Annotated in this window: 28 protein-coding genes; 15 read left to right on the top strand and 13 right to left on the bottom strand. The window is 68.0% G+C overall.

Annotation, left to right across the window (positions count from 1 at the left end; genetic code table 11):
- The first annotated feature begins 9 nt into the window (after positions 1 to 9).
- The gene (locus NVV57_06105) at positions 10 to 333 is read left to right on the top strand and encodes a TfoX/Sxy family protein (protein MCR6712281.1); all 324 of its coding nucleotides are present in this window, start codon (positions 10 to 12) and stop codon (positions 331 to 333) included.
- Here the strand turns inward: NVV57_06105 and NVV57_06100 are convergent.
- The 5 genes from NVV57_06100 to NVV57_06080 all read right to left on the bottom strand — a co-directional run bounded on the left by NVV57_06100 (position 330) and on the right by NVV57_06080 (position 3,131).
- A complete protein-coding gene (locus NVV57_06100; GenBank protein ID MCR6712280.1) occupies positions 330 to 1,301 on the bottom strand; it encodes an SRPBCC family protein in 972 nt (323 codons plus the stop codon). The genes NVV57_06105 and NVV57_06100 overlap by 4 nt on opposite strands.
- 11 nt (positions 1,302 to 1,312) lie before the next feature.
- Complete coding sequence (locus NVV57_06095; protein MCR6712279.1) at positions 1,313 to 1,654, bottom strand: metalloregulator ArsR/SmtB family transcription factor; 342 nt, start codon at positions 1,652 to 1,654, stop codon at positions 1,313 to 1,315.
- Between the two features lie 162 nt (positions 1,655 to 1,816).
- A complete protein-coding gene (locus tag NVV57_06090) occupies positions 1,817 to 2,068 on the bottom strand; it encodes a DUF4287 domain-containing protein (GenBank protein MCR6712278.1) in 252 nt (83 codons plus the stop codon).
- A complete protein-coding gene (locus tag NVV57_06085; GenBank protein MCR6712277.1) occupies positions 2,062 to 2,400 on the bottom strand; it encodes a YciI family protein in 339 nt (112 codons plus the stop codon). Before NVV57_06085 ends, NVV57_06090 begins: the two co-directional genes overlap by 7 nt.
- An 86-nt stretch (positions 2,401 to 2,486) precedes the next feature.
- Positions 2,487 to 3,131 (bottom strand): DsbA family oxidoreductase, encoded by a 645-nt coding sequence (locus NVV57_06080; GenBank protein MCR6712276.1) that lies wholly within the window; start codon positions 3,129 to 3,131, stop codon positions 2,487 to 2,489.
- A gap of 85 nt (positions 3,132 to 3,216) precedes the next feature.
- Here NVV57_06080 and NVV57_06075 point away from each other — a divergent pair, with 85 nt between their 5' ends.
- Genes NVV57_06075 through NVV57_06065 form a run of 3 tightly spaced genes read left to right on the top strand, consistent with a single transcriptional unit; the run spans position 3,217 to position 5,168 of the window.
- Positions 3,217 to 3,570: a YciI family protein gene (locus tag NVV57_06075; GenBank protein MCR6712275.1), complete on the top strand. Its 354-nt coding sequence runs from the start codon at positions 3,217 to 3,219 to the stop codon at positions 3,568 to 3,570.
- 45 nt (positions 3,571 to 3,615) lie between these two features.
- On the top strand, positions 3,616 to 4,356 hold the full coding sequence (locus NVV57_06070; protein ID MCR6712274.1) for a hypothetical protein: 741 nt from the start codon (positions 3,616 to 3,618) through the stop codon (positions 4,354 to 4,356).
- Between the two features lie 53 nt (positions 4,357 to 4,409).
- Complete coding sequence (locus NVV57_06065; protein ID MCR6712273.1) at positions 4,410 to 5,168, top strand: hypothetical protein; 759 nt, start codon at positions 4,410 to 4,412, stop codon at positions 5,166 to 5,168.
- Here the strand turns inward: NVV57_06065 and NVV57_06060 are convergent.
- Positions 5,158 to 5,568, bottom strand: a complete 411-nt coding sequence (locus tag NVV57_06060) for a MerR family transcriptional regulator (protein MCR6712272.1) — start codon at positions 5,566 to 5,568, stop codon at positions 5,158 to 5,160. The two genes, NVV57_06065 and NVV57_06060, sit on opposite strands and share 11 nt — an antisense overlap.
- Positions 5,569 to 5,623: 55 nt before the next feature.
- On the opposite strand from NVV57_06060, the gene NVV57_06055 reads away from it, so the two are divergent.
- From NVV57_06055 to NVV57_06030, 6 genes are all read left to right on the top strand, one after another.
- On the top strand, positions 5,624 to 6,664 hold the full coding sequence (locus NVV57_06055) for an aldo/keto reductase (GenBank protein ID MCR6712271.1): 1,041 nt from the start codon (positions 5,624 to 5,626) through the stop codon (positions 6,662 to 6,664).
- Positions 6,664 to 7,608, top strand: coding sequence for an aldo/keto reductase (locus tag NVV57_06050; protein ID MCR6712270.1), 945 nt, complete (start codon positions 6,664 to 6,666; stop codon positions 7,606 to 7,608). The genes NVV57_06055 and NVV57_06050 overlap by 1 nt, the downstream gene beginning before the upstream one ends.
- A 96-nt stretch (positions 7,609 to 7,704) precedes the next feature.
- Positions 7,705 to 8,301, top strand: a complete 597-nt coding sequence (locus NVV57_06045; protein ID MCR6712269.1) for a TetR/AcrR family transcriptional regulator — start codon at positions 7,705 to 7,707, stop codon at positions 8,299 to 8,301.
- Positions 8,302 to 8,376: 75 nt separating this feature from the next.
- Positions 8,377 to 9,303, top strand: coding sequence for an NAD-dependent epimerase/dehydratase family protein (locus tag NVV57_06040; protein MCR6712268.1), 927 nt, complete (start codon positions 8,377 to 8,379; stop codon positions 9,301 to 9,303).
- 9 nt (positions 9,304 to 9,312) lie between these two features.
- Entirely contained in the window at positions 9,313 to 9,630 is a 318-nt protein-coding gene (locus NVV57_06035) for an antibiotic biosynthesis monooxygenase (protein ID MCR6712267.1), read from the top strand.
- Positions 9,557 to 10,219, top strand: coding sequence for a DUF6518 family protein (locus NVV57_06030; GenBank protein MCR6712266.1), 663 nt, complete (start codon positions 9,557 to 9,559; stop codon positions 10,217 to 10,219). The genes NVV57_06035 and NVV57_06030 overlap by 74 nt, the downstream gene beginning before the upstream one ends.
- Here the strand turns inward: NVV57_06030 and NVV57_06025 are convergent.
- From NVV57_06025 to NVV57_06010, 4 genes are all read right to left on the bottom strand, one after another.
- Complete coding sequence (locus NVV57_06025) at positions 10,216 to 10,602, bottom strand: hypothetical protein (GenBank protein ID MCR6712265.1); 387 nt, start codon at positions 10,600 to 10,602, stop codon at positions 10,216 to 10,218. The two genes, NVV57_06030 and NVV57_06025, sit on opposite strands and share 4 nt — an antisense overlap.
- A 54-nt stretch (positions 10,603 to 10,656) precedes the next feature.
- A complete protein-coding gene (locus NVV57_06020; protein ID MCR6712264.1) occupies positions 10,657 to 12,282 on the bottom strand; it encodes an ATP-binding cassette domain-containing protein in 1,626 nt (541 codons plus the stop codon).
- Between the two features lie 187 nt (positions 12,283 to 12,469).
- Positions 12,470 to 13,279, bottom strand: a complete 810-nt coding sequence (locus NVV57_06015) for an ABC transporter permease (GenBank protein MCR6712263.1) — start codon at positions 13,277 to 13,279, stop codon at positions 12,470 to 12,472.
- Positions 13,276 to 14,253: an ATP-binding cassette domain-containing protein gene (locus NVV57_06010; GenBank protein MCR6712262.1), complete on the bottom strand. Its 978-nt coding sequence runs from the start codon at positions 14,251 to 14,253 to the stop codon at positions 13,276 to 13,278. Before NVV57_06010 ends, NVV57_06015 begins: the two co-directional genes overlap by 4 nt.
- 134 nt (positions 14,254 to 14,387) lie before the next feature.
- Between NVV57_06010 and NVV57_06005 the strand changes: the two genes are divergently transcribed.
- Together NVV57_06005 and NVV57_06000 are read left to right on the top strand one after the other, a co-directional pair.
- The gene (locus NVV57_06005) at positions 14,388 to 15,245 is read left to right on the top strand and encodes a TetR/AcrR family transcriptional regulator (GenBank protein MCR6712261.1); all 858 of its coding nucleotides are present in this window, start codon (positions 14,388 to 14,390) and stop codon (positions 15,243 to 15,245) included.
- A 166-nt stretch (positions 15,246 to 15,411) separates the two neighbouring features.
- Complete coding sequence (locus NVV57_06000; GenBank protein ID MCR6712260.1) at positions 15,412 to 16,752, top strand: MFS transporter; 1,341 nt, start codon at positions 15,412 to 15,414, stop codon at positions 16,750 to 16,752.
- A 6-nt stretch (positions 16,753 to 16,758) separates the two neighbouring features.
- Here NVV57_06000 and NVV57_05995 read toward each other — a convergent pair whose 3' ends face one another.
- The gene (locus NVV57_05995) at positions 16,759 to 16,989 is read right to left on the bottom strand and encodes a DUF6458 family protein (protein ID MCR6712259.1); all 231 of its coding nucleotides are present in this window, start codon (positions 16,987 to 16,989) and stop codon (positions 16,759 to 16,761) included.
- A gap of 176 nt (positions 16,990 to 17,165) precedes the next feature.
- Positions 17,166 to 18,011, bottom strand: a complete 846-nt coding sequence (locus tag NVV57_05990) for a MerR family transcriptional regulator (GenBank protein MCR6712258.1) — start codon at positions 18,009 to 18,011, stop codon at positions 17,166 to 17,168.
- 96 nt (positions 18,012 to 18,107) lie between these two features.
- Here NVV57_05990 and NVV57_05985 point away from each other — a divergent pair, with 96 nt between their 5' ends.
- Positions 18,108 to 18,440, top strand: coding sequence for a metalloregulator ArsR/SmtB family transcription factor (locus NVV57_05985; protein ID MCR6712257.1), 333 nt, complete (start codon positions 18,108 to 18,110; stop codon positions 18,438 to 18,440).
- A 1-nt stretch (position 18,441) separates the two neighbouring features.
- Positions 18,442 to 18,897 carry an SRPBCC domain-containing protein gene (locus tag NVV57_05980; GenBank protein ID MCR6712256.1) on the top strand — a complete coding sequence of 152 codons (456 nt, stop codon included), beginning with the start codon at positions 18,442 to 18,444 and terminating at the stop codon, positions 18,895 to 18,897.
- A 12-nt stretch (positions 18,898 to 18,909) separates the two neighbouring features.
- On the opposite strand, the gene NVV57_05975 is transcribed toward NVV57_05980, so the two are convergent.
- Positions 18,910 to 19,776 (bottom strand): hypothetical protein, encoded by an 867-nt coding sequence (locus NVV57_05975; GenBank protein ID MCR6712255.1) that lies wholly within the window; start codon positions 19,774 to 19,776, stop codon positions 18,910 to 18,912.
- A gap of 58 nt (positions 19,777 to 19,834) precedes the next feature.
- Between NVV57_05975 and NVV57_05970 the strand changes: the two genes are divergently transcribed.
- Positions 19,835 to 20,749, top strand: a complete 915-nt coding sequence (locus tag NVV57_05970) for a hypothetical protein (GenBank protein MCR6712254.1) — start codon at positions 19,835 to 19,837, stop codon at positions 20,747 to 20,749.

Raw genomic sequence — 20,749 nt, 5'->3', positions numbered from 1 at the left:
GTCGGGCCCATGAGCACAAGCAAGGACACGATGGCCTTCATCCTCGAACAGCTGGAGCCATTGCCCGTGCGGGCTCGCTCTATGTTCGGGGAGTACGGCCTGTACTGCGAGGACAAGGTGGTGGGGTTCGTCTGCGACGACACCATCTTCCTCAAGGTGAACGACGCCACGGCCGGCTTGGCACTGGGGCCCGCCTACCCAGGCTCCAAGGACTACGCGATCGTGGACGCGGATCTGCTCGAGGATTCCGAGGCGCTCCGCGACATGGTGAGGGCGACGGCAGACTCGCTGCCGCCGCCCAAACCGAAGTCGAGTCCGAGGCCGAAGCGCTAGACGAGCACCTCGTCCTCGAGCCGCTTGTAGCTGGTCTCCATGCCGTCTGTCATGCCGGTGGCGAGCGCCATGTCGCGGATCTCGGAGCTGGGGTACGTGATCACGAGCGAGAGCAGCGTGCCACCGTCGACGGGCGTGAGGGTGAGCTCGTTGACTGCCGGCTCGCCCTCCATGCCGATCATGGCCTCGGTCGTCACCGCGCGGTATGGCGGCGCGGTCTCAAGCAGCTCGCCAACGAAGCCAAACCGGTTGCCGCCGCCCTCTTGCTCCCATTCGTAGCGATAGTGATCGCCCACGTTCACGGCGACGTCGCAGACCGGCATGGCCCACCCGTCGGGCCCCAGCAGCCAGCGACGCATGAGATCCGCGTTCTGGTGGGCCTCCCACACCTGCTCCACGGTCCCGCGGATGATTCGCGTGACGCGGACCTGGGTGTCGCTGAGGATCTGCGCGTTGGTGCCGACGCCGGCCGCGTAGGACGCGAGGTCCGTGATGACCGCATCCATCTGGCTCATGGCGGAGGTCATGCCCTCCTCCATACCCATGCCGAGCAGCTGCTCGAGCGCCTCGGCGGACGGGAAGTGGGTGGTGGTTGAGACGCGGCTGCCGGTGTCCGTGGCCTCGAATGTGAAGACCATGCGCATGCTCGGCATGTCGGTGTTCTCCACGCCGGGTTCGGAGGCGAAGCCGTCCTCGACCTCGAAGCTCTTGCCCGGGTCAACGGAGAGGTACTTCCAGTACCCGGCCGAGCGCTCGCCGTCGGGACCGGTCATGTAGTAATCGCTGCGGCCGCCGGTGGCGAAGTCGTGGCGGGCGAAGGTCGCGGGCCACTCGACGGGTCCCCAGAACTTCTCGAGCTGACGCGGGTCTGCGTAGGCGTCCCATAGGCGCGCAACGGGGACGGGGAACTCGGCGACCACGGTCATCGTGAGTGCTTCCGGGTCCTTGGTGACTGAGGTGATGGGCATGATGGGGCCTTTCAGGTGGGGTCTTCAGTCAGCAGCGCGTCGAGGCGACCGATGCGCGCTCGCCACAGCTGCTCGTACTGATCCAGGAGCTCCTGCGCTCGCCGGATCTGCTCCGGGTTGCCGCGGACGATGCGCTCGCGGCCCCGCTTGTCTTTGGTCACGAGGCCCGCTCCTTCCAGCACGGCCACGTGCTTCTGCACGGCAGCGAAGGACATGACGTACGCGGCGGCGAGCTCGCTGACGCTCGCCTCTTGCGTGAGGGTGCGGCGCACGATGTCGCGGCGCGTCGCGTCGGCCAGGGCGTGGAAGATGCGGTCCACGGCGGCTTCGGAGAGTTCGTTATCTACAACCATTTGGTTGTACGTTACGCCGCCGGGCCGACGCTGTCAAGACTTTCGTACGAGGCCCGGCCCCAGCGTCGGGCCACCCGACCCCCACGTTCCCGATTGGGCCCTCAGTGTCACCAAAGTTCAATTTCGTGACCCTGAGAGCCCATTCGGGAGGGGTGAGCCCGCTTACCCCCGCTGCTGCTTGACCCAGCCCACCACGGCGTTCGCGTGGCCGTGGCCCATCGCGTACTCGGCCTTGAGGAACTCGACGACCTTCATGTGCGCTTCGCCGGCCGCGAGACGCTCGTCAGCGATGTCGATCCAGTCCTGCATGGGTCGCCCGTACGTCTTCTCGATCGACGGGAAGTAGGAGGGCGGCCCGTAGACCTTCACGCCAGGCTCGAGCACCGGCGCCACGATTCCGTCAGGATTCACCATCCATTGCTCCAGTCGTAGAAGGGGCGCACCTCGATGGCGCCGCCCCAGGCCATGGGGTGCGCCGCCGCGATGTCGAGCGCCTGCTCGAGCGAGTCGCACTCGAGGATGTCGAAGCCCGCGATGGCCTCATGAGCCTCGGCGAACGGGCCGTCGGTGACGAGCCTTCCGCCCTTGCGGATGCGCACGGTCTTGGCCTGGGACGCCTCGGCGAGGCGGTCCCCGAAGAACCGCTCACCGGACGCGTCGTGCTCCTCGACCCAGCGCTCGATGTCAGGGGCGCCCGCCGCGGGCTCGTCCACCTTCTCCACGAGGACGGTCATCAGGTACTTCATGATCAGCTCCGTATCCGAGGCGGTCGTTCGCCGCACTCAGACCCACTACGAAGCGTCGCACGTTCCGCGCGACAATTCCTCGCGAATCAGTCCTCGAGCGCCGTGCGCAGCACCTTCTCGTAGTGCTCCTGCGCACCCGCGCCAGGGATCGCATAGCGGCCCGCGACCACGGTGAACGGCACGCCCGTCACGCCGTACTGGCGTGCCTGGGCCTCGTCGGCGCGCACGGAGTCGGCGAACTCATCGCCGGCCAGCACTTCTCGCGCCCTCGCCTCCGGCAGCCCGACGCCGGCAACAGCGGCAACGAGCGCTTCGGTGTCGCTGAGGTCCAGTTCCCCGGAGAAGTGCCCCTTCTGCAGCGCGCGCAAGACGTCCAGGGCCACGCCGAACTCGGCGGCCGCCGCGATCAGGCGGTGAGCGTCGAACGTATTGGCGGTGACGCGATCGGCGGTGTAAGGAAGGCCCTCGGCGAGCGCCATGGTGGCGACGCGCGAGTCCATCTGAACCACCTCGTCGGGCGTCCTTCCGTACTTCCGCGCGAGGTGGTCGAGGATCTTCTCGGGGTGCGCGTGGTTGGGGTCAAGCTCGAAGGCGTGGGGGGTGATGGTGACGTCGGCGTCCTCCGCGAGCGACGCGGCGGCCTTCTCGAGGCGCGCCTCGCCCACGTAGCACCATGGGCAGACGATGTCCGCCCACACGTCAATGGCAAGGGATGTCTTGGTTTGGGTCACGGATGGCGCAACGTTCGCGGGTGCGTGTCGATTCCTCACGAGGGTCTTCGTAGAGTCGGTACCAGACGCCCCAAGGAGGCACACCGTGAAGTACGTGATGATGATCGTCCTTGACCCAGACCACACTGAAGAGGACGAGGCCAACGCTCCTGACATGGACGCGTGGTTCGACTACGCCCGCGAGCGCGGGGAGTACGACCTCGGCGTGCGCCTCCAGGAGCGCGAAGAGGCGCGAACGGTGCGGGTGCGAGACGGCAAGCTGTTGGTGACCGACGGCCCGTTCGCCGAGACGCGAGAGACCCTCGCAGGATTCGCACTCATCGAAGCAGCGACGTTCGACGACGCGCTGGAACTTGCCCGCCGCAATCCCGCGAGCCACTGGGGCCGCGTGGAGCTGCGCCCGGTGCACTCGTTCGGCGGGCCGATTCTCGGCACCTGACCGCGCACCAGGCTAGCCTCTGCTCAATCGACTCGAGGGGGATCAGTGGCGCTCGGCTCACGAACGATGTGGCTCGTGATCGCGTGGGTGGTGCTATCGGTGGTGCTCATCGCGCTGGGAACGCAACTCCGGCACAAGGGGCGGCGGGGTGCCGGTTGGGGTCTCGTGGCGGCGGGCGTGGTCGTGACACTCGCACCCCTTTGGGGGCTTCTGTACCTGGTCTCACCGCTGAGCGATCCCACGACCATCTGGGTGGAGGGGTTCGAGCCGGCCAAGGATCCCGGGCTCACCGTGGAGCTGCGCCACACGCGGGACTTCGAGGATGGCACCGAGTACCACTTCGGCAACGCGGGCGGTCCAGAGCGCGTGGCAGGCGTATTCGAGGACCAGCACCCCGACGGCGTGGTCACCCTTGGCGATCCTCCGTCGGGTCCCCGCGACAACAGTTCCATCTGGCATCTGTCCACCGACGCCGCGCGGTACGACCTCACGTACTCGGCCGACTCGAACTGGTACAACCTTGCCCTGCAAGTGGCGGTGCTCCACCCAGCAGGCGGGGGCCGAGACCTGCGCATTCCCTTTCCGCGGACGGCGCTTGACACCACGGCGTTGACCGAGGGGCAGCAGTACATCAACCCGTGGTCCGCGGACCAGTGGCACGACTTCTACAGAGACATCCCGTCGGCGGAGGTGAACGGCGACACCATCACCGTGACGTCGGCCCAGGGACCCCCGGCGACTATCGCGCTCGGTAACGGGGTCGCAACGATCACGATCAACGACTGACGGTGCGCACGCACACCCGCTAGTGTCAATGCACCATCTGCGAGGGGGTCAACGTGTCACTGGACTACCTAGTCGCGCCAGTGGCGATCCTGTCGGTGATCGCCGCGATCACGCTGGTTTCGTTTGGTGTCTCAGGGTTGCGCAACGGGCGCAAGCGCCAAGGAGCGTGGCTGCTCGCCGGCGGAATCCTGATGGTCGTGGTCCCCGTGGGCGCCACCGCCGCGTGGAACGCCTATCGGGAGTGGGCGAGCTGGGAACACACCGTCTCCGTGCAAGGGCTCGACCCCACGGGGGCCCCTGAGTTCGCCGTCGACATCCGTCACCAGGCCGGCTACGCGGACTCCTCCACCTACAACTTCGCAGAGGCCGGCGACCTGGATTCGGTTCGCGCCGTGTTCCAGCGGCAGCACCTCGACGGCGTGGCCGCAGACTCCGGTCCGTTCGTCGAGGGCGACCTCACCTCGGCGTGGCACGTCTATCTGAGCGGCACGCGATTCGATCTGTTCGACGCTGGAGACGGGTCGTTCACCGTCGCGACCCAGGTCGCTTGGGTGTCGCGCCCAGATGCGAGCGGCGACGCCGTGGCGATTCCGTTTCCGAGCGGCTCGTCACCGGCGGCCCTCACCCCTGAGGTCACCAAGTACGCCACCGACCTCACGCAGGAGCAGTGGCGCGAGTTCTTTGAACCCATTGACGGCGTCGTCTTCACGGAAATGGCCATCGCGGTCCCCACGAGCGCTGGCGGCACGGCAACCCTGACCTTCGGCGAGTCGGACGGCCTGAGGGCCTTCACGGTGTCGCTCAGCGACTGACCGGTTCGCCAACGATCTGCTCCGGCGTCGCCGTCTGCGCCGCCAGCAGGTCCGAGTACACGTCGATCTTGTAGTCGAGGAACTTCAGGTGCTCGCGGTCCGCGGCCATGCGCTCTAGCAGCGCCGTGCGATACCGCGACAGCACCTCCACCCGCTCCGCGATCGTGTGATCCCCGGCCCATGTGAGCGCCACGAACGACTTCATCTCGCGAATCGGCATGCCCGTTCCCCGCAGCAGCTGCAGGAACTTCACCCACCCGAGGTCGTCCTCGGTGTAGCGGCGGTGGCCGTTTGCGGCCTTCGCGATCGGCGGCAGCAGCCCCTCTCGCTCGTAGTAGCGCAGGGTGTCCTTGGACACGCCCATGCGCTGCGCGGCCTCGTCGATGGAGATTCCGTCCATGTCACACAACATACCCCTTGACTTGGAGTGCACTCCAACACCTAGCGTGAATCGCATGACACGCAAAGCAACGCAATTCAGCACCACCAACACCCTCCTCACCCCCATCGCGCTGGGCGCGATGATCATGGGCACCCGCACCCCGGAGGACGAGTCGCGACGCATCCTCGACCACTTCATCGGCGAGGTCACACCCAGATTCGCGGGGGCCAAAGGCATGATCGACACCGCCGACTGCTACTGCTGGTGGGAGGCGCCCGGCGAGATGGGTGGGCACAGCGAGTCGCTGCTCGGCCGCTGGTTCGCGGACACCGGCGTGCGCGAGAAGGTCTTCCTCGCGACCAAGGCAACCGGCATGCTCACCGGCCTCGACGGCGTCTGGACCGATGACGGCCGTGCCGACTGGGACGTCGCGCGTCACAAGTACGTGGGCGCCGCCCCCGAGGTGCTCAAGGCCTCGCTCGCCGGCTCGCTCGAACGCCTCCACACCGACCGCATCGACCTCTACTACAACCACGTTGACGATCGCCGCACCCCCCTGCCCAACGCTGTTGGCACCTTCGCCTCCTTCGTCGCCGACGGCAGGGTTGGGGCATATGGCTGGTCCAACGTGAGCACGTGGAGGCTCGCGCAGATCCGCGCGGTGGCCGAGGCCAACGGCTGGCCGCAGCCCGCTGCTCTGCAGCAGCAGCATTCCTACCTGGTACGACGCGCCGGCCTCAGCCACAACTCAATCGTCTCCGAGGAGCAGCTCGACTACCTGCGTCAGTACCCCGACCTGCAGCTCGTCGCGTACTCGCCCGTGCTCAAGGGGCTTTACTCGGACCCCGCGAAGCGCAAGCCCCCGTTCTGGGCCATGGATCCGTACGCCGGACCTGATGCCGACGCGAAACTGGCTGCGGTGGACCGGGTGGCCGCAGCGGCGGGCGCCACGGGGAACCAGGTGGTGCTCGCGTGGATGCTCGCGCAAGACTCGCCCAAGGTGTTGCCGCTCATTGGGCCGCGCACGTTCGACCAGTACCTCGAATGCATCGAGGCGCTCGACGTGGAACTGACCGCAGATGAACTAGAGGAACTGAATGGGGCGGGTGCCTGATGGAGACTAGGACACTGGGGGAACTCGGCCCGGTGAGCGCGCTGACGCTCGGCGGGGGCGGGATCGGCGCGCTGTGGGGTGAGACCACGCGCGATGAGGGCATCGCCACGTTGCGCGAGGCGGTGGACTCCGGGATCACGGTGCTCGACGCCGCACCGGGCTACAACGTGTGCGAGGCGCTCATTGGCGAGGCGTTCAACGGCGCGCTGCCGGCAGGGGTGCTGCTCACCACCAAGTGCGGCATCGGCAACCCGGAGCCGGGCTCTGTGCTCGCGACCTTCCGCGCCTCGCTCGAACGCTCGCTGGCCGCCATGCGCGTGGACCACGTGGACGCGTTCTTCCTGCACGGCCACATTGGCGTTCGGGATCCGGCGAGCTATACCCCCTGGCAGATCTACGTGGACGAGGTGATCCCCGCCTTCCAGACCCTGGTGGCCGACGGGCTGACTCGTCACTGGGCCTTGACCGGTGTGGACACTCCCGAAGCGATCATCGCGGCGGTCGAAGCTGAACAGAAGCCGGCCGCTATTCAAGCCGTAGCCAATCTGCTTGACTCTCCCGGCTCCCTCACCGGAGGCGCGTCCGGCCCAAGGCCACGCGACATCATTGCTGCGGCAGGAGCGTCGGGCGTTGGCGTGATGGGCATCCGGGCGGTGCAGGCGGGCGCGCTCACCGCGGCCTTCGACCGCGACCTCCCGAGCGACGACCCCGACATGCGCGACTACGACCGGGCCGCCGCGTTCCGGGCGCTGTGCGCCGAGTGGGGCGAGGATCCCGCGATCATCGCTCACCGCTATGCGCTGCACATGGACGGCGTGGACACGCTCATCCTTGGCGTCAAGAACCGCGAGGAGTTGAGGGCCGCGATCGCGCTCGAGGCTGCCGGGCCGCTGGACCCAGGGCAGGTGCGCGCCATCGACGAACTGGACCTGCGCCGCGTCTAGCCGGGGCCGCCGAACCCCCTCCAACAGCGCTCCGGCGCGCCGCGCGGCCAGGGTTGGGGCTTGACACACTTAACGGCGTTAAGTAGCGTCACTCCCATGGTCCCACGCCGCCCAGACTCCGGCACCACGGATGTGCGCGCCGCGATCCTCGGCGCAGCAACAGAGCTGTTCAAGGAGCGCGGCGTCGACGGCCTGAGCATGCGCCAGATCGCGGGCGAGATCGGCTACAGCGCCACCACCATCTACCTCCATTTCCAGGACAAGGACGCGCTGATGCTGGCCGTCTGCGGCGCCGGTTTCGAGGAGTTTGGAGCAACGTTGGAGCGCGCCGCGCGGCAGGCGACGAGCCCCGTCGACGGGATCCGTGCGGCTGGCGACGCGTATGTCACCTTCGCCCTCGACAACCCGATGCTCTATGACGTCATGTTCATCCGTCCCAAGCAATGGGCACTCCCCGCGCCAGGCGACCCTGAATCGTTCCGTGGCCTCGTGATGCTCGTCGAAGCCGCCATGCAAGCGGGGCAGTTGCGCGCGGGAGACCCGGAGGAGGCCGCTCGCCTGCTCTGGGCCGGGCTGCACGGCAACGTCTCACTCGCCGTCAGCTTCCGCGACCAGTTCAGCGGCTTTGAGCCCGACGCTGTGCTCTCTCGCGCGCGCGCCCTCACCGATTCGCTTCTCGCCTCCCTGTCCTGATCCCTATCCCCTCCACCCACCGACCCACGAGCAGCTGTCACTTAACAGCGTTAAATAACCAACAAGGAGAAACCCATGACCACCATCAGCATCATCGGAGCGGGCAGCCTCGGTAGCTCGCTCGCTCGCGAACTGATCACTCGCGATGTCCAAACCCAAGTCATTTCCAGGGGCGATGCCCACCGCGAGCTCCCGGGCAGCGTCGGGCACATCAGGACCGACGCCCGCGATCCCGAGGCCCTCGCCAAAGTCATCGCAGGCAGCGACATCGTCATCCACACGGCGCAGCCGGCCTACCACCGCTGGGCCGAAGAGTTTCCTGAACTGCAGCGCGGCATCATCGACGCCGTGGCCGCCACGAGTGCGAAGCTCGTGATCGCGGACAACCTCTACATGTACGGTCGCGGCGACCACGGCACCATCACGGACACCACCCCAGAAGCCCCGTGCAGCGCCAAGGGACGGGTGCGGAAGTCGATGGCGCACGAGGCCCTGAGGGCCCACGCCGAGGGCCGCATCCAGATTGCCCTCACCCGCCCAAGCAACTACGTGGGCGCGGACTACGAGCTCACGCGCAGCCTGCTCACCGGGCCGGCGAAAGCTGGAAAGGCCCTCAAGGTGCTGGGCGGCACAGACCAGCCGCACTCCTTCAGCTACGTGCCGGATGTGGCCCGCGCGATGGCCGACATCGCCCTCGCCGACGACGCTTATGGCCGCCCTTGGATCCTGCCGGCGATGTCCCCCGTGACCCAGCGAGAACTCTGCGACCGGATCTGGGCCGCTGCGGGCAACGAGGGCGCGGCCAAGATCCAGGCAATCCGTGGCACCGCGATGAAGGCGATCGGGCTCTTCAACCCCGCGCTGCGGGCGAGTGTCGAGATGATGTACGAGTTCGAGGAGCCCTTCATCGTGAAGGCCGAGGACTTTCAGCGACGGTTCGGCTGGGGCGCCACGCCGCTCGCCGACGCAATCGAAGGCTCGGTGGCGACGGCACGCCGCTAGCCTGGCCACATGGACGCGATGATCGGCCGCATCGAGGCCACACCCGGCAACCGTGACGCCCTCGCCGAGGCGCTCGTGCTCGAGGTGGATTCGATGCCCGGATGCCTCACCTACCTCGTTGCCGTGAAGCCCGGCGACCTGACCGGCGTGTGGATCGCGGAGGCCTGGGCGAGCGACGAGGCGCACCAGGCCTGGCTCCAGTCTGACGCCACAAAGGCCCTCGTAGAGCGCATTCGCCCGTGGATGGTCGGCTATGAGCAGCGCCACGAGCTCGAGGCTGTCGGTGGCCTCGCCTCGGTCTTCGGCCCCGGCCGGCTCGCGCTGTGACGCGCGTGTTCAAGGGCGTCTTCGCCCTCGTGGTCGCGTTCGCCGCAGGCGTCGCGATGAGCTTTGGCCAGACCTACGGCCGGACTGGCTCGCCCCCATGTTCAACTCCGCCGCTCCCGTGGTCGCCGTGGCGGGGCTGGCCGCCTTCGCGGCCCGACGCTGGTGGACATCAGCACTGATCGGCGCCCTCGCGGGCCCCGCGCTCGTGGCCGGCTACTACCTGACCGCTCACCTTCGCGGCTTCGCGAGCAGCGCCACGTGGGTGGCGACGTGGTCCACGGCCGGCGTGGTCGTTGGCGGAGCCATGGGCCTCGCGGTGTGGGTGCTGAGGTCTCGCACGCCGATGCTCGCGAAAGCCGCCGCGGCCGCGCTGTGGCCCGGAATCGCGATTGGCGAGGCGTGGCACGGGCTCACGCGAATCGCCGACTCGACGCCCGCCGGCTACTGGTGGGCGCAGGCCGCCGTCGGAGTTGCGGCCCTGGCCACGATCGCCTGGTACCACCTGCCCACGTGGGCCGGGCGTACGCTCGCGGTTGTCTTCGCCGCGGTGATCGCCCTTGGCGTCTACGTCGCCTACGGGCTCGTCTAGATAAGGAACGCCACCGCCGCGACCACCGCAGCCGCGAGGAACGCCAACGCCGAGATCTGGAGTGCCTTGCGCTGATCCGCCTTGCGGAACTCAGCCTGATCCACAGACTCCTCGTGGCCGAGTTCGCCAAAGTTGAACAGACCTCGCGAGGCGAAGCCGACGCAGAAGTGGAACGCCGCCTGGAGGAAGCCCTGCGCCGCCATGAACGCGGGCAGGAACACCAGCAGCCGCCACGCGGGCGCCCAGTCCAGCGCGAACGCCACGGCGAGGAAGATCACCGAGATCCCGGTGCCCACCCAGCCGCTCATTCGCCGGCGGCGAATCTCCGCCGGCCCGATGTTGCACACCCCGGGTTGGTACGTGCTGCGCTGCGCAGTGCTCATGGCATCTCCTAGTCCACTGCCCTGGTAAACGCCGCACAGCGTCGGACCGATTCCCTACGCGGCCCAGTCGGTGACCGTCGACCCCTCGAGCGCCCACACGCGCGTGGGCGCTATGCGCTCCACGAAGGCGTCGTCGTGGCTGACCACCAGCAGCGCACCCCGGTACCCCTCGAGCGCCTGCACCAGTTGCGATTGCGATTCGAAGTCGAGGTTGTTGGTGGGCTCGTCGAGGATGAGCAGCTGCGGCTCCGGCCGCGCGAGCAGCACGCACGCGAGCGCCGCTCGGAACCGCTCACCGCCGCTGAGGGTCGCGGCCGGCGCTTCCACCGCCGCACCCCGGAACTGGAACCTCCCCAGCTGATCTCTGATCTCCTGGGGAGAGGCGCCTGTGGCGCGATGGCCCACGTTCTCCAGCACGGTCGCCGCGTCGTCCAGGATGTCGAGACGCTGCGCCAGATACCCAACTGGCACCAGCAACCTGACCTCGCCCGCCGCAGGCGGGATCAGCCCAAGGATCGTCTCGATCAGAGTGGTCTTGCCGCTGCCATTGCGGCCCGTGAGGTGGATGCGCTCAGGGCCTTGGATGGCGGCGGTGAGTTCGGTGCCGGCTCGCGTCACCAGTCCTGTGATGTCTGCGACCGCCCGACGCTGTGGCACCAGCGTGCCTGGCAGGTCCAGTTTGATGCTGCGGTCCCGTGGGATGGCCGCCCGGGCGGACGCGAGCGCTTCGCGCGCCTGAGCAAGCCGGGCCTCGTGCACCTTCGACAGCCTGGCCTCCGTCTTCGCGGCCTGGTCCTGCTTGGCCTTGACGCCCCCGCGCGTGACCTCGTGGTTGGCGCGCGCCTTGGCCGCGCGCTGTCGGCGCTTGCCGTCGCCCTCCACCCGCGAGCGAAGGTCGCGATGCTGCCGAGCGACGTCTGCGTTTGCGGTGTCCACGGCCTGCGCGGCGGCCTCACGCTCGCGCGCGATTGCGCCCTCGAAGGCTTCGATGGCACCGCCGAACCAGCGCAGCTCCGTGGTGCGGTCGTCTCGCTCTCGCAGCTCGCCGATCCGGTCGACGCCCGCGAGGAGTGAGCGGTCGTGGGTGACCACCGCGGTGGCGCCCGCACGCGAGCCGAGGGCGCTCGCGAGCAAGTCGCGCGCGTGTGCATCCAGGTTGTTGGTGGGCTCGTCGAGCAGCAGCACCTGGGGCTCGGTCAGCAGCGCCGCGCCGATCGCAAGCAGCGTGGCCTCGCCGCCGCTCACCTCACCCACGGTGCGGTCCAGGCTCAGCCCGGACAGGCCCAGCGACCGGAGCACCGCGAGCGCGCGGTCCTCTACTAGCCAGTCGTCGGCGAGCGCGTCGAAGTGCGCGGGGTCAGCGGAGCCGGCCTCGATCGCGCGCAGCGCGCTCAAACGGTCCGCTACGCCGAGCACCTCGGCGACGGTCGCGGTGGTTTTGGGTGGCACAGCGGCGAGCGTCACCGACTGGGGCACGTACGCGAGACGAGGCGGGCGCTCGACGTGCCCGGCCGTCGGGCCGTATTCGCCTACGGCGAGGCGCAGCAGCGTGGACTTGCCGATGCCGTTGCGGCCCACGATCCCGGACAGGCCGGGAGGCAGAGCGAAGGTGAGGTCGCGGAAGACGGGGCGGCCGTCGGGCCAGGAAAAGGAAACGTGAGAGAGGGAAAGGGCGTGCATGAGTGCTCCGAGGGGTCTGGACGGGGGGATCCGTTGCCAGACGCGAGGTCTGGCGACCTAGAGCTCTGTCATGCGTGGCCTCCTGCGTGGACACTCGCCACGCCTCTGGGGACAAGGGTAGCGGACGCGAACAAGGCCCGACGCTGGCACGGGTGGTGCGCGAGCGTCGGGCCTTGTGGGGGGTTGGCTACGTGTGAGTGCGGTACTTGCGCACCGTGAGCGGCGCGAAGATCGCGATCACCACGGCGGCACCCACGAGCGCGAGGAAGCCATCGGAGCCGAACGTGCCCTCGTTGCACAGGTTGCGCGCCGCGTTGATGATGTGCGTCACGGGGTTGAAGCGGACGAATGTCTGCAGCCAGTGCGGCATCGTCTCGGCGGGGACGAACGCGTTCGAGAGGAACGTCAGCGGGAACAGGATCAGGAACGCGATGCCCTGCACTCCGCGGGACGACTTCATGGACACGCCCACGAGGGCGAAGATCCACGACAGCGCCCACGCGCAGGCCATGACCAGCAGGATGCACGCGGCGACACCGCCCAGGCCGCCGCCCGGCCGGTAGCCCATCGCGTACGCCGTCACGAACGTGATGACGCTCGCGATGAAGTAGCGCACGAGGTCACCGGTCAGCGCGCCGGAGAGTGGCGCGATGCGGGCCATGGGCAGGGACTTGAAGCGATCGAAGACGCCCTTGTCCATGTCATCGCGAAGGTTGGTGCCCGCGGCAGAAGCGCCCGTCAGGACGGTCTGCACGAGGATGCCGGGCACGATGATCGGCAGGTAGGCGGCCACGCCGCCGGCGATGGCGCCGCCGAAGATGTACGTGAACATCACCGTGAAGATGATGGGCTGCAGCGTCACGTCGATGAGCTGCTCGGGCGTGCGGCGCATCTTGATGAGCGAGCGCCGCGCCATGATCCAGGAGTCGCGCAGCGTCTGGTTGAGCGAGACGTGGCGGCGGAGGGTCCGGTCAAAGCCGGGAGTGATGACGGTCATGCTGAGACCTCCTCGGAGAGTTCGGCCGCGGGCTCTGCCGGGTGGCCGGTGATGGACAGGAAGACCTCGTCAAGGCTTGGCTTCTGCAGCGAGAGCTCGGTGACCGCGATCCCGCGCTCGCGCAGGGCGAGCAGCACGTCGGTGACCACGGCGGTGTCGGTGAGCGGCACGTTGACACGGCGAGACTCTGGCGACAGCGTTCCCTTAGCCCCAACAATGCCCTCTACCAGGGACAACGCGCCCACGGCGTCGGCCGTTTCGTCGAGCGTAAGCTGCAGCGCGGACGAGCCGACCAGCGCCTTGAGGTCATCCGAGGTGCCCTCGGCGACCACGCGACCGGTGTCGATGACCGCGATGCGCGAGGCGAGTTGGTCCGCCTCATCGAGGTACTGCGTGGTGAGCAGCACGGTCGAGCCGTCGTTGACCAGGCCGCGAATGGTGTCCCACATCTGCGACCGCGTGCGCGGGTCAAGGCCCGTCGTCGGCTCGTCCAGGAAGATCAGCGGCGGCCTTGAGATGAGGCTCGCGGCGAGGTCGAGGCGGCGGCGCATGCCGCCGGAGAACTTCTCTAGCGGCTTGTTCGCGGCGTCCGTGAGGCCAAAGCTCTCGAGCAGCTCGTCCGACTTGGACTTGATCGCCGCGCCCTTGAGGCCCTGCAGCCGGCAGAAGATGTCGAGGTTCTCGCGGGCGGTGAGCGTTTCGTCGACGGACGCGTACTGTCCCGTCACACCGATGAGCTGCCGCACCTGGTGCGCGTCCTTGACCACGTCGTAGCCAAAGATCTTGGCCTCTCCGCCGTCCAGCCCAAGCAGGGTGGCGAGCATGCGGATGGTGGTGGTCTTGCCGGCGCCGTTCGGCCCCAGCACTCCGTAGACGACGCCAGGCGCCACTTGCAAATCCACATGATCCACAGCACGCTGCTCGCCGAAGTCTTTGACGAGGCCGTGTGCCTCGATAGCCCATTCGTTGGACATGGGCGCTCCTTTCGATACGGCCCGACGCCGGGGTTGCGCGGGCACGAACATGATCGTAAGCGAACACGTTCGCAAAATGCAAGTCATTTCCGAACGCGTTCGCTTTTCTTTCACTTTTCGCGTACTGTGGGGGCATGGCGGACAAAAACGACTGGCGAAACGGCCCCGAAGCCGCGCAGCTGCGTCGTGAGTTCCGCGAGGAGGGCAAGCGGCTTCGCGACGAGCTCCGCGAGGAGTGGATGCGCCAGATGGCGGTGCAAGCGGAGCAGATGCGTGCCAATCGCGAGGAGCGCGAGGCGGGCATGGGGCATCAGGGCCGCGGCAACCCTCCCCGCCGCGGACCGGGGCGCCCTCGCGGCAACCTGTCCCGAGAGGCCGTGGTGGACACGGCGATGCGCATCATGCAGCGCAGGGGCCTGGACAAGGTCACGATGCGCGCGGTCGCCCACGATCTCAACACCGGACCCGCGTCCATCTATGCGCACGTCAGTTCCATGGCAGAACTGCACGGACACATGCTCGATCGCATCGTCGGCGAGATCGACCTGACGGTTGCCGAGGGCACCTGGCGCGAGCGCGTCACCCTTCTGCTGCGAGACCTCTCCCAGGAGCTGCTCGAGTACCCGGACCTCGCGAGATCCGCGCTCGAGGTGCGCCCGTTCGGCGAGAACACGCTGCGTTTCGCGGACCATCTCATCGGCCTGCTCGAGGAGGGCGGAATCACGCCCTCGCGCCGCGCGCTAGGGATGGACCTGCTCCTGCTGTGGACCATGGGCGGGGCCGCAGAACACGCGGCCGACGCGCAGGACCCAGCCACGCCGTCGGAAACCATCAGGGCGTTCCGCGAGGCCGTGGGCGACGGCGAGAAGTACCCCAACCTCGCCGCGGTTCAGGACGTGCTGTTCATGGGCAGCGAGACCACGCGGTTCGCGTGGGGCGTCGATGCGCTGCTCACCGGCATCGCGTCGTCCAGCGATCCGCCCACGGTGTAGCTGGGGACAGCCGCCGCGTGCGACCCACCCCCAGATGGACGCTGAGTACCGCGAATTCGCGCGTTGGACGACCTCAGCGTCCATTTGAGGACTCGACGGGGCCGGGCCGGCGCCGCAACCGGCGCCGTGGTCACGCGGCTCGCCACAAGGGGAGAAAATGGAAGGGATGCAGACCTTCGCCTCCCTCAAGTTCTTCAACTTCCGCCTGTGGCTCGCCGGCGGCCTGGTGTCGAACATCGGGACGTGGATGCAGCGCGTCGCCCAGGACTGGCTGGTCCTCACGGCGCTCACGCACGACTCGGGCACCGCCGTTGGCATCGTGACGGGCCTGCAGTTCCTGCCGTTCCTGCTCCTATCTCCGTATGCGGGCGTCATCGTCGACCGCTTCGACTCCCGCAAGCTGCTCATGGTCACGCAGGGGGTGGCTGGCGCGCTCGGCATCGGCCTCGGGACGCTCGTGCTCACCGACACCGTGGCGCTGTGGCACGTGTACGTGTTCGCGTTCGCGCTCGGCGTGGTCTCCGCCTTTGACAATCCCGCCCGCCAGACCTTCGTGACCCAGCTGGTCGAGGCGCCGAACCTTCCGAACGCGGTGGGCCTCAACTCCGCGAGCTTCAACGCCGCGCGGCTCATCGGCCCCGGCATCGCCGGCGTGCTCATCGCGGCGGTGGGCACCGGGTGGGTGTTCATGATCAACGGCCTCACCTTCGCCGCCACGATCATCGCGCTGCTGGCGATGCGCATCCGCGAGCTCATCCCCCACGAGCGGGTTGCCCGACGCAAGGGCCAAGTGCGCGAGGGCGTGCGCTACGTGCGACGTCGGGCGGACATCGTCGTCATCATGATCATCGTCGCTGTGGTCAGCGCGCTGGGCCTCAACTTCCAAATGACGAGCGCGCTCATGGCCCGCGTGGAGTTCGACAAGGGCGCTGGCGAATACGGGATCCTGGGCTCGATCATGGCGATCGGCTCGCTTGCCGGCGCGCTCCTCGCGGCCCGCCGCGGTCGGCCGCGGCTTCGCTACATCGTCGGAGCCGCGGCGCTGTTCGGCGTCTCGACGGGGCTCATGGCCCTCGCGCCCACCTATGGCGTCTACGCGCTGCTCACGATCCCCGCGGGCTTCTTCGCCATCACGCTGCTCACCACGTGCAACGCGTGGGTGCAGACGACCACGGCGCCCACGATGCGCGGCCGTGTCATGAGCCTCTACATGATGGTGCTGATGGGCGCGACGCCCATCGGATCGCCCGTCGTGGGGTGGATCGGCGAGGCCATCGGCCCCCGTTGGGCGATCGCCGTTGGCGCGATCTCGGCGATCGTCGTGGCACTGGCCGCGGCGTGGTGGTCCAAGCGCTACTGGAATCTCGAGCTCAGCTACGCGATGCATCGGCCCTTCGTGCGGGTCGCCTACGGCCGCACCACCTCCGAGGCCTACGCGGCCCAGCGCGAGGACGCCAAACTCAAGATCAGCGAGCAGCAGGCGGAGAACGCGCGCGGCCAGGGCTAGTAGGCGCTACGCCGTGGGGTCGATCCGGCGCTCGTCCACGTGCTGGTCGACCACCTCGGTGTGCTTGGTGTTGCGGTTCTGCGCGTTCACGACCAGCGAGATGATGATCGCCAACACGCCGACCGCGAGGCAGATGTAGCCGACCATCGTCAGGTCAACCGCATCCCAGGAGTCCTTGACCGCGAACGCGAGGATCGCGCCAACGACGATGAGGAAAATGCCGCCTCCGAGAGCCATGAGGGTTCCCTTCTAGCCACTGTCACCGGCCTTGGGCACCCTTGCCTGTGGCGCGGGCGTGCCCCCGGGAGAGGCAACGGCCGGTCGAGAAGGCAACCCCAGCGTCGGGCCGCGGTATTCCGGTTCCCACGCAAGTCACCGAACTACCAGGCCCGACGCTAGGGCCGGGTTAACGCCTACGCGGACTTTGGCGCATACGGGTACGCGATGTCGCACACGGGCGCGTCCATCGGCATCTGAATCACGTCCGCGAAGTACACCTCTCGCGAGGGCAGCGACTCGATCATGGAACCGTTCTCGATCACCCACATGGCGACCGCGTCGTACGCGGCGAGGATGTTGGGGAACTCGATCCCCTCTCGCGTCAGCGTCGTATACGCCTCCTCGTGCGCCGCCTCGCGCTTGAGCACGATCGCGCCCTCCGGCTCTGCCGGCCCGTCGATGATGATGCAGACCTCGACGAGGGCGGACGCATCCGGCGTCACCGGGCCGTGGAAGATCACGTACGTGGGGTCCTCCGGGGTCGTGTTCAAAGACCGTAGCCCCGGGTTGCGCTCGGCCCACGAGAACAGTTCGTGGAACGAGCTCATGATGAACTCCGTGAGCTGCGGCTGGAACAGCTCCTTGGAGATGACGGCGAGCTTCCGCTCGGGAACTGAACGGGTCTTGATGTCCATGGGGGGCTGCCCCTCTCTGCGCAGTCGCGCCTTGATGTAGTGGCCCAGTCCGCGGCGCTCCACATGGCGCTCCTCTTGCGCGATCCACCAGTCCTGGTAGCTCGCGAGCGCGGCGTCGCCGTCGAGGATCTGGGCGATGAGATTCAGCGGCACATCCACGCGCCGCAGGTCTCCGATGAGGATGGCCCGGTTGCGCTGGTTTGGCCGGTAGTAGCGGTAACCAGACACCGGGTCAACGTGGGCGGGGGTGAGCAGACCGTTCTCGTCGTACAGGCGCAGGGCCTTGATCGACAGCCGCGTCAGCGCGGCGAACTCGCCGATGCTGATGAGCTCTTCCTCGTCCATGGCAGCCACAGTGCAGTCTCCCGCAAGGGGAGGGTCAACACTCAATACTTAAGTTTTCACTTGACTATTGCCCGACGCTGGGTACAGGATGGCGGCATGCCCACCTCCCAGCTAGACCGCACCTTCCTAGCCCTCGCCGACCCAGGGCGACGCGCGATGCTCACCCGCCTCGGCGTCGGCCCGGCAACCGTCTCCGAGCTCGCGGAACCACTCCACATGACCCTGAGCGCCGTGCTGCAGCACGTGAACTACCTCGAGGACACGGGCCTGGTAACCACCCGCAAGGAGGGGCGCACGCGCATCGTCGAGCCGTCCCTCGACGGGTTGCGCGACGTTCGCGACTGGGTCGCGGCGCACGAGGCCGCGTGGCACGCGCGCTTTGACCGCCTGGGAGCGGCCATGGACCTGATCTACCCCAAGGAGAACTGACATGACCATCGCCCACCACGACTTCACCATCAGCCGCACGTACGCCTACTCGCCGGCGCAGGTCTTCGACATGTTCGCGGACCCCAAGAAGAAGCAGCTCTGGTTCGGCGCGAACGATGACCTCGAGTCGTCCTTCGGAACCTTCGACTTCCGCATCGGCGGAACGGAGAGCGCAGCGTCCGACCACCCCGGCGGATTCAGCACGACGTTCGACGCCGAGTATGTGGACATCGTGCCCGGAGAGCGCATCGTGTTCACCTACCGGATGACGCTGAACGGTGATCCGCTCTCGGCGTCGGCCACCTCGATCACCCTGGAGCCGGTCGAGGGCGGCACCCTCCTCACCCACACCGAACATGGCATCTACCTGGACGGAGAGCACGGGGCCGAGGGGCGCGAGGAGGGCACCACCGACCTGCTGCGCCTGCTCGGCGAGGCGCTCGACTCGCTCGCTTGAGCACGCCGGCGCCTACGCGGCGCCGCCGTCCTCACGCTGCACATCCCCGCACTTCGACATCAGGTTCTGCAGCGCCGCCTTCATGTCCGGGTACGGCTGGATCTCCAGGTACGCGGGCTCGTCGTCGCCGATCGCGAGGTACAGGGGAAAGACGAAGTTCTTCTTGCCGTCCGCGAACACGTGGGGGTCGCAGCGCCCCACCTTGATGACGGCGGGCACCTGCACGCCGGCCTGGCCCGTGAAGAGGGTCCGCGGCTCGTCCGCGAGCGAGACGATGAACACGATGTTCCCCGTCATCGACGTGAGCGTCACCGGCTCCTCCGGCCGCGAGCCGCCGCGGGTCAGCACGATCGAGGTGAGCAGCTCGGCGTCCGTGTGGGTCTCGATGACGCCGAAGGAAGGCGCCGCCACGTCAAGGATCGCCTTCTGCGCGCACTCGTCCGCGTTGATCTCGCGCAGGGCCGTGTCGGTCACCGTGAGCGTCTCGGTGGTCTCGCGGCCGTCGACCGTCATCGTCAGCACTGCATGCGAGGGGCCGGCCGGCGCGGGGCACACGGCGGTGCCGAGGAACATGCGCACGTGGTTGGTCCAGTCCGGGAACAGCCGGATCTCGCCGTCGCGCGCCGGCGAGTCCGCGAACAGCGGCGAGTCAAGCCGCGCGGAGGTCACGAGCGCGCCGGCGTCCCCGTTGGTGGTGACGAGCGCCTCGACCATCCGCGCCGCCTGGAGCGTGCGCGGGAACTCAACCACGGCGTCGGGCACCGTTACCCTGCCCGACGCTGCGGCCGGGTTTGGGGAGTGGCTCGCCCCAGCGTCGGCGCCAGTGCAGCCGGCGAGCAACACCGCGCAGGCGACGGCAATCACGCCCAAGCGGCTCATGCCGCCAGGCTACGCGCGCGTCACCCGCGCGCGGCATCACGTGCGACACAATGGCGGCATGACCCAGATCCTTGAACTCGCCAACGAGCACTGGCAGGTAGGCCTGCTCCCAACCACGGGCGGCTCCGTCGCCTATGGCCGCGTGAATATCGGCGGTACCTGGCACGACGTCTTGCGGCCAACGCCGGACGCCGTGCTGACCTCCGTGCCGGACACCGCCTCCTATCCCCTGGTTCCGTGGTCCAATCGGATCGCTGGCGGCAAGCTGCGGTGGGCGGGCAAGACGTATCAGCTTCGGGTCAACCACGGCGACGGCACCGCGATCCACGGCACCGCGTCGGAGTACCCGTGGGCCGTGGTGGAGGCCGATGCCACCCATGCCGTGCTCGAGTTCCAGTCCCGCGAGGTCTACGGCGTGAACTTCCCCTGGACCTTCACGGCGCAGTTCACGTATCGCCTCGATGGCGACCGCTTCACGTGGACGTACAGCATCACCAACTCGGACCACGAGACCTTCCCCGCCGGCTTTGGCCATCACCCATACTTCGAGCGCTCGGTCGCGGGATCGCGCACGGCTCACCTGCAGCTCAACGTCGACGCCGCCTACGAGGCCCAGGACTGCATCCCCTTCGGTGAGGCGGGCACAATACGGCCCGACGCCGACTTCCGGGCCTCTCGCGAGATCGGCGGGGCGTTCGTTGACGACTGCTACACGGCGCGCACCTCCCCCACGCTCGCCACCATCACGTGGCCGGGCGTTCTGGACCTCGACGTGGAGGCAGACGACCTCCTGAGCCACGCCGTCGTCTACATCCCCGAGGGAAAGCCCTTCTTCGCGGTGGAGCCCGTGAGCAACGCCAACGACGCATTCAACCTGGCAGAGCGGGGGATTCACTCCGCGAACCTGCTGCTGGTGCAGCCGGGCCAAACGGTAGAGGCAAGCTTCTCCCTCGTCGCCAGGCCGCTGGCCTAG

Source organism: Demequina sp. (genome assembly GCA_024707205.1).
Lineage (GTDB): Bacteria > Actinomycetota > Actinomycetes > Actinomycetales > Demequinaceae > Demequina.
This window is presented reverse-complemented; position numbering and strand designations above follow the sequence as displayed.

Bases quoted from the DNA above. Each gene is read 5' to 3' on its own strand.
- NVV57_06105 (MCR6712281.1), top strand. From the start codon at position 10: ATGAGCACAAGCAAGGACACGATGGCCTTCATCCTCGAACAGCTGGAG.
- NVV57_06100 (MCR6712280.1), bottom strand. From the start codon at position 1,301: ATGCCCATCACCTCAGTCACCAAGGACCCGGAAGCACTCACGATGACC.
- NVV57_06095 (MCR6712279.1), bottom strand. From the start codon at position 1,654: ATGGTTGTAGATAACGAACTCTCCGAAGCCGCCGTGGACCGCATCTTC.
- NVV57_06090 (MCR6712278.1), bottom strand. From the start codon at position 2,068: ATGGTGAATCCTGACGGAATCGTGGCGCCGGTGCTCGAGCCTGGCGTG.
- NVV57_06085 (MCR6712277.1), bottom strand. From the start codon at position 2,400: ATGAAGTACCTGATGACCGTCCTCGTGGAGAAGGTGGACGAGCCCGCG.
- NVV57_06060 (MCR6712272.1), bottom strand. From the start codon at position 5,568: ATGGACGGAATCTCCATCGACGAGGCCGCGCAGCGCATGGGCGTGTCC.
- NVV57_06055 (MCR6712271.1), top strand. From the start codon at position 5,624: ATGACACGCAAAGCAACGCAATTCAGCACCACCAACACCCTCCTCACC.
- NVV57_06050 (MCR6712270.1), top strand. From the start codon at position 6,664: ATGGAGACTAGGACACTGGGGGAACTCGGCCCGGTGAGCGCGCTGACG.
- NVV57_06045 (MCR6712269.1), top strand. From the start codon at position 7,705: ATGGTCCCACGCCGCCCAGACTCCGGCACCACGGATGTGCGCGCCGCG.
- NVV57_06040 (MCR6712268.1), top strand. From the start codon at position 8,377: ATGACCACCATCAGCATCATCGGAGCGGGCAGCCTCGGTAGCTCGCTC.
- NVV57_06035 (MCR6712267.1), top strand. From the start codon at position 9,313: ATGGACGCGATGATCGGCCGCATCGAGGCCACACCCGGCAACCGTGAC.
- NVV57_06030 (MCR6712266.1), top strand. From the start codon at position 9,557: ATGAGCAGCGCCACGAGCTCGAGGCTGTCGGTGGCCTCGCCTCGGTCT.
- NVV57_06025 (MCR6712265.1), bottom strand. From the start codon at position 10,602: ATGAGCACTGCGCAGCGCAGCACGTACCAACCCGGGGTGTGCAACATC.
- NVV57_06020 (MCR6712264.1), bottom strand. From the start codon at position 12,282: ATGCACGCCCTTTCCCTCTCTCACGTTTCCTTTTCCTGGCCCGACGGC.
- NVV57_06015 (MCR6712263.1), bottom strand. From the start codon at position 13,279: ATGACCGTCATCACTCCCGGCTTTGACCGGACCCTCCGCCGCCACGTC.
- NVV57_06010 (MCR6712262.1), bottom strand. From the start codon at position 14,253: ATGTCCAACGAATGGGCTATCGAGGCACACGGCCTCGTCAAAGACTTC.
- NVV57_06005 (MCR6712261.1), top strand. From the start codon at position 14,388: ATGGCGGACAAAAACGACTGGCGAAACGGCCCCGAAGCCGCGCAGCTG.
- NVV57_06000 (MCR6712260.1), top strand. From the start codon at position 15,412: ATGCAGACCTTCGCCTCCCTCAAGTTCTTCAACTTCCGCCTGTGGCTC.
- NVV57_05995 (MCR6712259.1), bottom strand. From the start codon at position 16,989: ATGGCTCTCGGAGGCGGCATTTTCCTCATCGTCGTTGGCGCGATCCTC.
- NVV57_05990 (MCR6712258.1), bottom strand. From the start codon at position 18,011: ATGGACGAGGAAGAGCTCATCAGCATCGGCGAGTTCGCCGCGCTGACG.
- NVV57_05985 (MCR6712257.1), top strand. From the start codon at position 18,108: ATGCCCACCTCCCAGCTAGACCGCACCTTCCTAGCCCTCGCCGACCCA.
- NVV57_05980 (MCR6712256.1), top strand. From the start codon at position 18,442: ATGACCATCGCCCACCACGACTTCACCATCAGCCGCACGTACGCCTAC.
- NVV57_05975 (MCR6712255.1), bottom strand. From the start codon at position 19,776: ATGAGCCGCTTGGGCGTGATTGCCGTCGCCTGCGCGGTGTTGCTCGCC.
- NVV57_05970 (MCR6712254.1), top strand. From the start codon at position 19,835: ATGACCCAGATCCTTGAACTCGCCAACGAGCACTGGCAGGTAGGCCTG.